We start from the raw sequence: 11,769 nt of genomic DNA, 5'->3' as shown, positions 1-11,769 counted from the left end.
GCGGCTTTATGCCGCCCTTTTTACTTTTGCACGATTCGCAAGCGTTGCGCCGGGGTTCAGCGCGACTTGATGTGGCGCGCCGCCATTTTCGCGAGCGCGGCCTGCAAGGGCGAGGGCTCCAGCGACTCGCTGAGCGCCATGAGCGCGGCGGCGCCGGTGGGCGTCATGCGGGCCTGCTTGGGCGGCGCGGGGTCTTTCACGGTTTGGGGACGCACACGGATGCGCACGCTGTTCAGCGGCCAGCCGCGCGCCTGCAAGTCGGCCACGAGCCGCGGCTCCAGATGCCGCAGCCGCGCCGCGAGCGCGTTGTGCGCGGCAAAGAGGGCCAGCGTGCCGTCCTTGATGAAGCCCGGCTCCACGCTCGCGGCGAGATAGTCGGGCAGCAGCGCATTGAGGTCGCGCTGGATCGCCGCGATCTGCTCGACGCCGGCGCGCAGCGGCGCGAACGCGTCCGTGCGGCTCAGCACTTCGGCGAGCGGCTGCGGGGCGCGTGGTCCCCTGGACCTTGAAAACGGCGAGAAACGGCTCATGTGGCGAAGAGAGGGGCAAGCGCGCAAGCGGCGCCGCCGTGGATGCATCGATGCGGCCATTGTAGCCCGCGCGGCGCACCCCATCTCGCTTTTGCGAGCTTTTACCGCGCCTTCGCGCCATTCGGCCAAGTCCGCATCGCGGCCCTTCGCCGCACGGCGGGAAGGCCGTCCGTGCGGGCATCGCGCAAGCCTGCGCCGTCTTTCCGCTGACACGGGCGGGTGTGAGGGCGCGTGCTAAAATGCCCGATTCGAATCCACCATTTTGGGGCTTAAGCCGCCGAGGTCCTTCCGGTCCGGGTGCGCAGTGTGCGGGTGCCGTAGCAGGCGCCGCACGACCAGCTGAACCCTCCCGCCAGGAATCCCGGCCGAAGCCGCGACGCAGACACCGATCCGATGACCACCGGTTTCTTACAGAAAATCTTTGGCAGCCGCAATCAGCGCCTGATCAAGCAATATCAGAAGACGGTCGCGGCGATCAACGCGCTCGAACCGAAGATCGAGCAGTACACCGACGAGCAGCTGCGCGCGAAAACGGTCGAGTTCCGCGAGCGCGTGGCCAACGGCACTTCGCTCGACGACCTGCTGCCCGAGGCGTTCGCCGTTTGCCGCGAAGCGAGCAAGCGCGTGTTGAAGATGCGCCACTTCGACGTGCAGCTGATCGGCGGCATGGTGCTGCATTACGGCAAGATCGCTGAAATGCGCACCGGCGAAGGCAAGACGCTCGTCGCCACGTTGCCCGTGTACCTGAACGCGCTCTCGGGGCGTGGCGTGCACGTGGTCACGGTGAACGACTACCTCGCCCAGCGCGACGCCGAGTGGATGGCGCGTCTGTACAACTTCCTCGGTCTGTCCGTCGGCATCAACCTGTCGCAGATGGATCACGCGACGAAGCAGCAGGCTTACGCGTCGGACATCACCTATGGCACGAACAACGAGTTCGGCTTCGACTACCTGCGCGACAACATGGTCTACGAGACCGAGGCGCGCGTGCAGCGTGCGCTGAACTTCGCCGTGGTCGACGAGGTGGACTCGATCCTGATCGACGAAGCGCGTACGCCGCTCATCATCTCGGGCCAGGCCGAAGACCACACCGAACTCTACGTGCGCATGAACGCGCTGCCGCCGCTGCTCGAGCAGCAGATCGGCGAAGAGAAGGCCGACGGCACGGGCGTGGAAAAGCCGGGCGACTACACGCTCGACGAAAAGGCGCGCCAGGTGTTCCTCACGGAGTCGGGCCACGAGAAGGCCGAGCGCATGCTCGCCGAGTGGGGCCTGATCGGCCAGGGCGAGAGCCTCTACGCGCCGCAGAACATCACGCTGATGCACCACGTGTACGCGGCGCTGCGCGCCCACACGCTGTTCCACAAGGACCAGCACTACGTGGTGCAGAACGGCGAAGTCATCATCGTCGATGAATTCACCGGCCGTCTGATGGCCGGCCGCCGCTGGTCGGACGGCCTGCACCAGGCCGTGGAAGCGAAGGAGCACGTGAAGATCCAGAGCGAGAACCAGACGCTCGCTTCGATCACGTTCCAGAACTACTTCCGCATGTACGCGAAGCTCTCGGGCATGACGGGTACGGCCGACACCGAAGCGTACGAATTCAACGAGATCTACGGCCTCGAAACGGTGGTGGTCCCGACGAACCGCACGCCCAAGCGGATCGACAAGCAGGATCAGATCTACAAGACGGCGAAGGAACGCTACGACGCCGTGATTCGCGACATCCGCGACTGCTACGAGCGTGGTCAGCCGGTGCTGGTCGGCACGACATCGATCGAGAACTCGGAACTGCTCTCGGACCTGCTCACGAAGGCCGGTTTGCCGCACGAAGTGCTCAACGCGAAGCAGCACGCGCGTGAAGCCGCGATCGTCGCCGAAGCGGGCCGTCCGCAACGCGTCACCATCGCCACCAACATGGCGGGCCGCGGTACCGACATCGTGCTGGGCGGCAATGCGGAAAAGCAGGCCGCGTTCATCGAAGCCGACGATGCGATTCCCGCCGACGAAAAGGCGCGCCGCATCCAGCAATTGCATGACGAATGGCAGACGCTGCACGATCGCGTGAAGGCTGCGGGCGGCCTGCACATCATCGGCACCGAGCGTCACGAATCGCGCCGGATCGACAACCAGCTGCGCGGCCGTGCGGGCCGTCAGGGTGACCCGGGTTCGTCGCGCTTCTATCTCTCGCTCGAAGACCCGCTGCTGCGCATTTTCGCGGGCGACCGCGTGCGCGCGATCATGGACCGCCTGAAGATGCCGGAAGGCGAGGCGATCGAGGCGGGCATCGTCACGCGTTCGATCGAGTCGGCGCAGCGCAAGGTCGAAGCGCGCAACTTCGACATCCGCAAGCAGCTGCTCGAATACGACGACGTGTCGAACGACCAGCGCAAGGTGATCTACCAGCAGCGCAACGAACTGCTCGAAGCGCATGACATCACCGAAACCATCGGCGCGATGCGTCATGGTGTGGTCACGGATATCGTGCGTCAATATGTGCCGCACGGCAGTATCGAAGAGCAGTGGGACGTGCCCGAGCTCGAAGAAGTGCTGCGCAACGAGTGGCAGCTCGACCTCGCGATCCAGGAGATGATCAACGAGTCGTCGTCGATCGACTCCGATGAAATTCTCGAAGCCGTGCTCGCCGCCGCCGACGAAGCGTACGACCAGAAGGTCGCGCTGGTGGGTCGCGAATCGTTCAGCGCGTTCGAGCGCTCGGTCATGCTGCAAACGCTCGACCGTAGCTGGCGCGAACACCTGGCTGCGCTCGACCACCTGCGTCAGGGCATTCACCTGCGCGGCTATGCGCAGAAGAACCCGAAGCAGGAGTACAAGCGCGAGGCGTTCGAACTGTTCGCCGCGATGCTCGAAGCCGTGAAGCTCGAAGTCACGCGTATCGTGATGAACGTGCAGATCCAGTCGCCGGAGCAACTCGAACAGGCGGCCGAGCAGATCGAAGAGCAGGGCCATCATGTCGAGAACGTCGAGTTCCGCCATGCCGAGTTCGCCGAAGCCGACGCGGCGCCGGCTCCCGCGGCTGCCGCACCCGTGGCCGCCGACGCAGCCGCTGCCATGGTGGGCGCGGCCATGAGCCATACGCCGCCGGTGGGCAGCGACCTGCCGAAGGTCGGCCGCAACGATCCGTGCCCGTGCGGCAGCGGCAAGAAGTACAAGCAGTGCCACGGCAAGATCGCGTGACGCAGGCTTGAACGTAGATTCCGGTGGCCCGCTTTTCATGGCGGGCCTTGCGTTTTGAATCCCGATGCCGGCCAGGCCTTGAGCGCCTTGGCCGGCATCGCCTTTTCGACAGGTCGCCCCATGGCTGTCAATTTCCCCTCGATTGATCCCGCTCAACTTCATCCGGTCGCCGGCGTGACGCTCGGCTGGGCGGAAGCCAATATCCGCAAGCCCAATCGCAAGGACGTGCTGGTGATTTCCGTCGACGAAGGCGCGAGCGTGGCCGGCGTATTCACGCTGAACCGCTTCTGCGCCGCGCCGGTGACGGTGTGCCGCGAGCACCTCGCGAAGGTGCGCGCGGGTGGCAAGGGTATCCGCGCGTTGGTGGTGAATACCGGCAACGCGAATGCCGGCACCGGCGAGCCGGGCATGAAGCACGCACGCGAGACCTGCGACGAACTCGCGCGCCTCGCGGGCCTCGAGCCTTCGCAGGTGCTGCCGTTCTCGACGGGCGTGATTCTCGAGCCGCTGCCGATCGACCGTTTGAAGGCGGGCCTGCCCGCCGCGCTGGAAAACCGCAAGGCCGCGAACTGGTACGACGCCGCGCAGGCCATCATGACGACCGACACGCTGCCGAAGGCCGTGTCGCGCCAGGTGACGGTCGACGGCCACACGATCACGTTCACGGGCATCAGCAAGGGCGCGGGCATGATCAAGCCGAACATGGCGACCATGCTCGGCTTCCTCGCCTTCGACGCGAACGTCGCGCAGCCCGTGCTCGACGAACTCGTGAAGTACGTGGCCGATCGCTCGTTCAACTGCGTGACCATCGACGGCGATACCTCGACCAACGACTCGTTCATCATGATCGCCTCGGGCAAGGCCAGCCTGCCCGCGATCACCTCGACGGACTCGCCCGCGTATGCCGCGCTGCGCGACGCGGTGACGGCCGTCGCCCAGGAACTCTCGCAACTGATCGTGCGCGATGGCGAAGGCGCGACCAAGTTCATGACCGTGCAGGTGGAAGGCGGCAAGGACGTGGCCGAGTGCCGCCAGATCGCCTACGCGATCGGCCACTCGCCGCTCGTGAAGACGGCGTTCTACGCCTCGGACCCCAACCTCGGCCGTATCCTCGCCGCGATCGGCTATGCGGGCGTGACCGACCTCGACGTCGACAAGATCGACCTCTATCTCGACGACGTGCTCGTCGCCAAGGCGGGCGGCCGCAACCCGGCGTACCGCGAAGAAGACGGTCAGCGCGTCATGAAGAAGAGCGAGATCCTGATTCGCGTGCTGCTTGGCCGTGGCGATGCGCAGGCCACGATCTGGACCTGCGATCTCTCGCACGACTACGTGAGCATCAACGCCGACTACCGTTCCTGATTTGTTCCTGACTCGTTCCTGATTCGCACCTTTCATCACATGGATAAGCTCGAACAGTTTCTGACCCGTGCCGAAGCGCTGCTCGGCCGTCTTGAAGCCGTGCTGCCGCCGTCGGCACCCGATGTCGACTGGAACGCGGCTGTCGCGTTTCGCTGGCGCAAGCGCCAGGGGCGCGGCTTCCTGCAACCGGTGCCTGCGATCTCGCTGATTTCGCTCGACGACTTGCAGAACATCGACCGCCAGAAAGATCTCATCGACCGCAACACGCGCCAGTTCGTGCAGAAAAAGCCCGCGAACAACGTGCTGCTCACCGGTGCGCGCGGCACCGGCAAGTCGTCGCTCATCAAGGCCTGCCTGAACGCGTACGCGAAGGACGGTCTGCGTTTGATCGAAGTCGACAAGGACGATCTGCATGACCTCGGCGATATCGTCGATCTCATCTCGACGCGCCCCGAGCGCTTCATCGTGTTCTGCGACGACCTCTCGTTCGAGGAAGGCGAGTCGGGCTACAAGGCGCTGAAGGTGGCGCTGGACGGGTCGGTCGCCGCGCAGTCGGACAACGTGCTGATCTACGCGACCTCGAACCGCCGCCATCTGCTGCCCGAGTACATGAGCGACAACGAGACGTACAAGCACATGCCTGACGGCGAGATTCATCCGGGCGAAGTGGTGGAAGAAAAGATCTCGCTGTCCGAGCGCTTCGGCCTTTGGGTGAGCTTCTATCCGTTCAAGCAGGACGACTATCTGACGATCGTCGGCCACTGGCTGCATCACTTCGGCTGTGACGACGCCGAAGTCGAATCGGCGCGCGGCGACGCACTCGTCTGGGCGTTGGAGCGTGGTTCGCGCTCGGGTCGCGTGGCGTGGCAGTTCTCGCGCGACTGGTCGGGCAAGAAGGCGCAAGAGGCATGAGCGCCGACACGAGCGCGGCGAAGGACGCGACAGCCAGCGTTCGCCCGGTGACGGAAGTCGCCGTGGGCGTGCTGGTGCAGCCCGATGGCCGCTATCTGCTCGCGCAGCGCCCCGAGGGCAAGCCGTACGCCGGCTACTGGGAGTTTCCGGGCGGCAAGCTGGAAGCGGGCGAGACGGTCGAGGCCGCGCTCGCGCGCGAGTTGCACGAGGAACTGGGCATCGACGTGAAGGCATGCCACCGCTGGCATACGCTGGAGCACGATTACCCGCACGCCTATGTGCGGCTCTACTTCTGCAAGGTGACCGAGTGGACCGGTGAGCCGCATGGCCGCGAAGGTCAGGCGTTCGTGTGGCAGTCGCTGCCCGCGAGCGTCGAGCCGCTGCTGCCCGCGACGATACCCGTGCTGGAGTGGCTCGCCGCCGAGTGACGGTTGCGAGTGGAGCGAGGCGATGCAAAAAGGCCGCTGTGCACGATGCACAGCGGCCTTTTTTATGGGTTGGCGCTATTGACGCGTATCCGTGGGCGGTGCGTCTTCAGGCGGCGTCTCGTCGTCGGCGCCACCGATGCGGTACTTTTCGGCCGCCCACGCGCCGAGATCCATTTGCTTGCAGCGCTCGGAGCAGAAAGGGCGGAAGCGGTTTTCCGGCACCCATTTGACATCCTTGCCGCAGGTGGGGCATTTGACGACAGTGGTCATGCGATAGAACTTGGGTTGCGTTGAGTCTGGTGTAGCGATGCGGCCCGCTTCACAGGCTGCAAAGCGTGAGCTGGAACGGCACGTCCTGATCGACGGAGCGCGGTCGCAGATCGCCGTCCTGCACGGTGAAGCGCACCCACAACATGTACTTGTTGGCGCTCGCCTCCGGAATCACGTGCATTTCCGGCGCCACACGCACCTGCATGAGCTGATAGGCGCGGCCCGACAACATTTGCTGATAGCTGCCCTGCATCGCCATCACCTTGGACGCCTGACCCGATTCGCGCGCGAGGCGCAGCACGATGGCGGCGGCGTCGCGCAGCGGCAGGAGCGGCGTGACCCACTTCGCGATGTCCTGACGGCGTTGATCCGGATGCAGCTGCTGCCAGGCGTAATACGACGGCAGGTCGAACTTGCACGTGCCGCCCGGAATGATCGCGCGGCTGCGAATGCTCGTGAGCCACTCGTTGTCCATCAGATGCTGGCCGGTCTTGCCTTGCATCTGCGTGAGGCCGGTGAGCGTCTGCTCGATTTCGCCCAGCACGGTTTCGAGCGCATTTTGCTCGATGCCGGGATTGCCGCGAAACGGCGCGAGCGTTTGCCGCTGCCTTTCGAGCTCCTTCATGAGGTCCGACTTCAAGTCGGCACGGCCTGCGACTTCGGCGATTTCGAAGAGCGTCGTGAGCGCGACGTGATGTTCCCTCGGATCCTCCTGGGTCAGGAAAAACGTGAAGCGCTCGAACAGGTCCTCGAGGCGCAGCAGCGTCCGGATTCGCTCGTTGAAGGGATACTCGTAAAGAATCAAGCGCGCTCGCCTCGGGCGTGGTAGGTGACGGGTTGCAGGACATTCTAATGCCGTGGGACTACGGTCGCAATCGCGCCGGCACGGCGTTTTGCCGATGTGTCCCGCGATTTTCGCCTGCGAGTCCGGACCCGTGGCCTTGCGATGCGTTTCGACTGGCAGGACGCTTGCGAGTTCTCGCGTGAAGGCCGGGTGTGTGCGCTTTTCTGTGAGTGTTCTAGGCTTTGTCGGCTCTTTTTGCGGCGAGTGTCAGAAACGTCTGATGCAAGGCCTCGACGTCATGCCCAAGCGTTTCGAGCGTCGCGCCGTTGTCGTTGACCACTACATCGTCGGCGGCCGCGAGACGCGCCTCACGTGTGGCTTGACGCGCGATGATGGCGAGCACCTGCTCTCGCGTGAAGGCGTTGCGGCGCATGACGCGCGCGATTTGCGTCTCGACGCTGCAATCGACGGTGAGCACGCGATCGACGCGCGTTTTCCACGTGCCCGACTCCACGAGCAAGGGTACGACCACGATCACGTATGGGCCGTTGGCCTCACGTGTTTCGCGTTCGGTCTCCGAACGGATCAGGGGATGAGTGATGGCCTCGAGCCGCTTGCGCGCGGACTCGTCGCCGAACACGAGCGTGCGCATGCGCGCGCGGTCCATCGAGCCGTCGGGCGCGACGAATTCAGCGCCGAACGCTTGGGCGATCTGCGCCATCGCGACGCCGTGCGGCGCGGTGATGCGATGCGCGATGAGATCGGTGTCGACGATCGGCACGCCGCGCGCCGCGAAGAGATCTGCGACGGTGGATTTGCCGCTACCGATGCCACCCGTCAATCCGATCACGAACATTGATCAGTTCCCCCACGCAAAAACGCCATAAAGCGGTGTACCCGCGAACAGCGTGATGAGCGCGCCCGCGGCGAGATAAGGTCCGAAGGGCAACGGCTCCTCGAAGCGCATGCGCCCGCTCAGGGTCGCCGCGATGCCCACGAGCGCACCGGCCACGGCGGCGATCACGACGATCTGCGGCAGCGCGCTCCAGCCGAGCCACGCGCCGAGCGCCGCAAGCAGCTTGAAGTCGCCGTGGCCCATGCCCTCCACGCCGCGCAGCAACTTGAAGACCCAGTAGACGGACCAGAGCGCCAGGTAGCCGGCGATCGCACCGATCACCGCTTCGCGCAGCCCGGCGAACGTGCCCGCGAAGTTGATGATGAGACCCGCCCACAGCAGCGGCTGCGTGATCTCGTCGTACAGCATCTGGTGTTCGAGGTCGATTGCGCTTGCGGCGATGAGCACGGCGCACAGCCCGAAGGCCGCAAGCGCCTTGCCCGATGGCCCGAATGCCAGCAGCGCGGCAAGGGCGCAGGCGGCGCTTGCCAGTTCGATGAGCGGGTAGCGCACGCTCACGCGCACGTGGCAATGCGAGCAGCGCCCGCGCAGCGCGATCCAGCTGAACACCGGGATGTTCTCCCATGCGCGCAGCACGTGGCCGCAGTGCGGGCAGGCGCTGCGCGGCAGCCACAGGTTGTAGCGCGCGGGCAGCCCGTCGTCTTCGAAGAGCGGGCCGGAGGTGCCCGCCGCTTCGGCCACATCGGCGCGCCAGGCGCGCTCGAGCATGACCGGCAGGCGATGCACGACGACATTGAGAAAACTGCCGATGACGAGCCCGAGCACGATGGCGAAGCCGATCAGCACGCCGAAAGGCAGGGCGCCGAGAGCGGCTTCGAACGGTGTTGCGGCGGCGGCCGGGTCGGGCGCGGACAGAAAATGAACGGGCATGAGTGGGAACCGTAATCTGGCAGCGATGCTACACCACGTTGCCCAGTTGAATGATGGGAAGATACATCGCGACGACGAGCCCGCCGACCAGCGCGCCGAGCACGACGATCACGAGCGGTTCGCAAAGGCTCGACACGAGCGCGATCTTTTCGTCGACCTGACGGTCGGCGAGCGAGGCCACATCGAGCAGCATGGCGTCGAGCGCGCCCGACTCCTCCGCAACGGCCACGGGCTGGACCACGTCGGCCGGGAAGCAGCCCGCCGCGCGCATGGCGGCGGCAAGCCGTTCGCCGTGGCGCAGACGCGCGCTGATGCCCGCGCTCGCGCGATCGAAGCAGGCATTGCCGCTCGCATGCGCGAGTGAATCGAAGGCGTCGGCGAGCGGCGTGCCGGCGGCGAGCAGCGTGCCGAGCGCGCGGCTCCAGCGCGCCGCGCAGAGCGTGGTGAGGAGCGCGCCGCATAGCGGGAGCTTCAGCAGCAGGCGTCCGAATGCGATGCGCGCCGCTTCCGAACGGCGCAAGCCGGCGCGAACGGCCAGCGTGCAGGCTGCGATAGCGAGTGCGGCCGGAACGCTCAAACGTGCCGCGGCCGCCGAGAGCATCAGCACGAACTGCGTGGGCGCGGGCAGCGCGGCGCCGAATCCGTCGAAGATCTGTTTGAACGTGGGCACGACCCACACCAGCAGCGCCGCGGTAATGACGAAGGCGAGCAGCAACACCGCAACGGGATAGGTGAGCGCGGCGCGCACCTTGGCGCGTTGCGCGGCGGCGCGTTCGCGGTCGTCGGCGAGGCGGGCGAGCACGGCGGCGAGCGCACCCGATGCTTCGCCCACCGAAACAAGCTGGCAATAGAGCGCGTTGAAGCGTGCCGGATGGCGCGCGAGCGAGTCGGCAAAGCGCAGGCCGGCGGTGATTTCGCGCGCAAGCGCGGCGGCGATGCGCGGCATGCCGTGCGGCCCCGGCGATTGCGCGAGCAGATCGAGCGCGCCCGCGAGCGGCAGGCCCGCGCGCAGGAGGCTCGCAAGCTGGCGTGTGAAACGCGTGACGTCTGCGTGGCTTGCCTTTGGCGATGGCGCGCTTCCTTGCCGCTCGACCGAAAGAACGGTGATGCGCTCGCGCTTGAGCGCGATGCGCACCGAGGCGGCGTCGAACGCAATCAGGGTGCCGCGTTTCGTTGCGCCCGTTGCGTCGAGGCCGCGCCACGTGTAGCGCCACTCCGATGCGTTGTCGTAGGTGTGCGCGGCGTTCATGGCGCTTCCGTTGCAGCGAGCGCTTCCGCGAGGCTGGTGGTGCCGTCGCGCACACGCGCGAGCGCCGCGTCGCGCAAGGTCGCGACTCCTTGCTTGCGTGCTTCGTGCGCAATCTCGAGCGCGCTGCGCCCGCTAACGATCAGGTCGCGAATGGCCGCCGATACCGGCATCACTTCGTGTATGCCCACGCGCCCGCGATAGCCGATGCCGTGGCAAGCCTCGCAGCCGCGCGCAATGTAGGGCTGTGGGATCTCGCCGTCGCTTAGGTCGAAGCCCGCTGCGCTCAGCGCCGCTTCCGACTCATCACCTCGCACGCGACAGTGCGGACACACGCGCCGCACGAGCCGTTGCGCGGTCACGAGCCGCAGCGCGCCCGCCAGGTTGTAGGGCTCGACGCCGATGTCGATCAGGCGCGCGCACGCCGCGCTCGCGTCGTTCGTGTGCACGGTGGAGAGCACGAGATGGCCGGTTTGCGCGGCCTTCACGGCGACGCTCGCGGTTTCCTCGTCGCGGATTTCGCCGATCATGATGACGTCGGGATCCTGACGCAGCAAGGCGCGCAACGCCACCGCGAAGGTGAGCCCGGCCTTCTCGCGCACGTTGACCTGGTTGATGCCCGCGAGCTGGATTTCGGCCGGGTCTTCCACCGAACAGAGATTGCGCGCGGCGCCGTTGAGCATTTGCAGAAAGCAGTAGAGCGAGAGCGTCTTGCCGCTGCCGGTGGGGCCGGTGACGAGCACGAGACCGTGCGGCGCGCCAATGGCTGCGGCTACCGTGCGTTGTTGTGCTTCATCGAGCCCGAGTTCGGCAAGAGACAGGTCGGCGGGCAACGCTTCGAGGCGGCGCAGCACGAGCTTCTCGCCGTGCAGCGTGGGCAGTGAATTCACGCGGTAGTCCTCGGCGGCCTGCGACGCAGCGACAGGCGCGAGGCGCAGCCTGCCGTCCTGCGGCACGCGCCGCTCGGCGATGTCCATGCGCGCGAGCACCTTGATGCGCGTGGCGAACGCGTCACGCAAATGCACGGGCGGCCGCGCCATTTCGTGCAGCACGCCGTCGATGCGCAGACGCACGCGCCAGCCGTGCTCCATCGGCTCGACATGCAGGTCGGAGGCATTGCGCCGCGCGGCTTCGCGCAGCGTTTCGGCGAGCAGGCGTACGGCGGGGGCGTCGTCGAGCGGTGGTGGCGAAGCCGGGGCGGGTGCGCGAGCCGCGCCGCCGCCGCTCATGCCGGCTTCGGAAAGCGCGGCGAA

At 66.3% G+C, this 11,769-nt stretch carries 11 protein-coding genes; 4 read left to right on the top strand and 7 right to left on the bottom strand.

Annotated elements, in window-relative coordinates:
- Window positions 1-56: 56 nt before the first annotated feature.
- Window positions 57-530 carry a DciA family protein gene (locus tag C7401_RS39710; protein WP_112177522.1) on the bottom strand — a complete coding sequence of 158 codons (474 nt, stop codon included), beginning with the start codon at window positions 528-530 and terminating at the stop codon, window positions 57-59.
- A gap of 393 nt (window positions 531-923) precedes the next feature.
- On the opposite strand from C7401_RS39710, the gene secA reads away from it, so the two are divergent.
- The 4 genes from secA (at window position 924) to mutT (ending at window position 6,430) form a co-directional block, all read left to right on the top strand.
- Window positions 924-3,728 (top strand): preprotein translocase subunit SecA, encoded by a 2,805-nt coding sequence (gene secA / locus C7401_RS39705; RefSeq protein WP_112177521.1) that lies wholly within the window; start codon window positions 924-926, stop codon window positions 3,726-3,728.
- Window positions 3,729-3,848: 120 nt separating this feature from the next.
- Window positions 3,849-5,090 (top strand): bifunctional glutamate N-acetyltransferase/amino-acid acetyltransferase ArgJ, encoded by a 1,242-nt coding sequence (gene argJ / locus C7401_RS39700; protein ID WP_112177545.1) that lies wholly within the window; start codon window positions 3,849-3,851, stop codon window positions 5,088-5,090.
- A 39-nt stretch (window positions 5,091-5,129) separates the two neighbouring features.
- A complete protein-coding gene (locus C7401_RS39695) occupies window positions 5,130-6,002 on the top strand; it encodes an ATP-binding protein (protein ID WP_112177520.1) in 873 nt (290 codons plus the stop codon).
- On the top strand, window positions 5,999-6,430 hold the full coding sequence (gene mutT / locus C7401_RS39690) for an 8-oxo-dGTP diphosphatase MutT (protein ID WP_112177519.1): 432 nt from the start codon (window positions 5,999-6,001) through the stop codon (window positions 6,428-6,430). The genes C7401_RS39695 and mutT overlap by 4 nt, the downstream gene beginning before the upstream one ends.
- A 75-nt stretch (window positions 6,431-6,505) precedes the next feature.
- On the opposite strand, the gene C7401_RS39685 is transcribed toward mutT, so the two are convergent.
- The 6 genes from C7401_RS39685 to C7401_RS39660 all read right to left on the bottom strand — a co-directional run bounded on the left by C7401_RS39685 (window position 6,506) and on the right by C7401_RS39660 (window position 11,745).
- Window positions 6,506-6,700: a DNA gyrase inhibitor YacG gene (locus C7401_RS39685; RefSeq protein ID WP_112177518.1), complete on the bottom strand. Its 195-nt coding sequence runs from the start codon at window positions 6,698-6,700 to the stop codon at window positions 6,506-6,508.
- A gap of 49 nt (window positions 6,701-6,749) precedes the next feature.
- Window positions 6,750-7,505 carry a cell division protein ZapD gene (gene zapD, locus C7401_RS39680; protein ID WP_112177517.1) on the bottom strand — a complete coding sequence of 252 codons (756 nt, stop codon included), beginning with the start codon at window positions 7,503-7,505 and terminating at the stop codon, window positions 6,750-6,752.
- A 214-nt stretch (window positions 7,506-7,719) separates the two neighbouring features.
- The gene (coaE, locus tag C7401_RS39675; RefSeq protein ID WP_112177516.1) at window positions 7,720-8,340 is read right to left on the bottom strand and encodes a dephospho-CoA kinase; all 621 of its coding nucleotides are present in this window, start codon (window positions 8,338-8,340) and stop codon (window positions 7,720-7,722) included.
- A gap of 3 nt (window positions 8,341-8,343) precedes the next feature.
- On the bottom strand, window positions 8,344-9,270 hold the full coding sequence (locus C7401_RS39670; RefSeq protein ID WP_112177515.1) for a prepilin peptidase: 927 nt from the start codon (window positions 9,268-9,270) through the stop codon (window positions 8,344-8,346).
- A 28-nt stretch (window positions 9,271-9,298) separates the two neighbouring features.
- Entirely contained in the window at window positions 9,299-10,519 is a 1,221-nt protein-coding gene (locus tag C7401_RS39665) for a type II secretion system F family protein (protein ID WP_112177514.1), read from the bottom strand.
- Window positions 10,516-11,745 carry a GspE/PulE family protein gene (locus tag C7401_RS39660; protein ID WP_258397405.1) on the bottom strand — a complete coding sequence of 410 codons (1,230 nt, stop codon included), beginning with the start codon at window positions 11,743-11,745 and terminating at the stop codon, window positions 10,516-10,518. The genes C7401_RS39665 and C7401_RS39660 overlap by 4 nt, the downstream gene beginning before the upstream one ends.
- Window positions 11,746-11,769: the final 24 nt, after the last annotated feature.

It is taken from the genome of Paraburkholderia unamae, assembly GCF_003268775.1.
Lineage (GTDB): Bacteria > Pseudomonadota > Gammaproteobacteria > Burkholderiales > Burkholderiaceae > Paraburkholderia > Paraburkholderia unamae.
Note: the sequence above shows the minus strand (reverse complement) of the source record. Positions and strands in the feature narration are given on the sequence as shown.

Bases quoted from the DNA above. Each gene is read 5' to 3' on its own strand.
- C7401_RS39710 (WP_112177522.1), bottom strand. From the start codon at position 530: ATGAGCCGTTTCTCGCCGTTTTCAAGGTCCAGGGGACCACGCGCCCCG.
- secA (WP_112177521.1), top strand. From the start codon at position 924: ATGACCACCGGTTTCTTACAGAAAATCTTTGGCAGCCGCAATCAGCGC.
- argJ (WP_112177545.1), top strand. From the start codon at position 3,849: ATGGCTGTCAATTTCCCCTCGATTGATCCCGCTCAACTTCATCCGGTC.
- C7401_RS39695 (WP_112177520.1), top strand. From the start codon at position 5,130: ATGGATAAGCTCGAACAGTTTCTGACCCGTGCCGAAGCGCTGCTCGGC.
- mutT (WP_112177519.1), top strand. From the start codon at position 5,999: ATGAGCGCCGACACGAGCGCGGCGAAGGACGCGACAGCCAGCGTTCGC.
- C7401_RS39685 (WP_112177518.1), bottom strand. From the start codon at position 6,700: ATGACCACTGTCGTCAAATGCCCCACCTGCGGCAAGGATGTCAAATGG.
- coaE (WP_112177516.1), bottom strand. From the start codon at position 8,340: ATGTTCGTGATCGGATTGACGGGTGGCATCGGTAGCGGCAAATCCACC.
- C7401_RS39670 (WP_112177515.1), bottom strand. From the start codon at position 9,270: ATGCCCGTTCATTTTCTGTCCGCGCCCGACCCGGCCGCCGCCGCAACA.
- C7401_RS39665 (WP_112177514.1), bottom strand. From the start codon at position 10,519: ATGAACGCCGCGCACACCTACGACAACGCATCGGAGTGGCGCTACACG.
- C7401_RS39660 (WP_258397405.1), bottom strand. From the start codon at position 11,745: ATGAGCGGCGGCGGCGCGGCTCGCGCACCCGCCCCGGCTTCGCCACCA.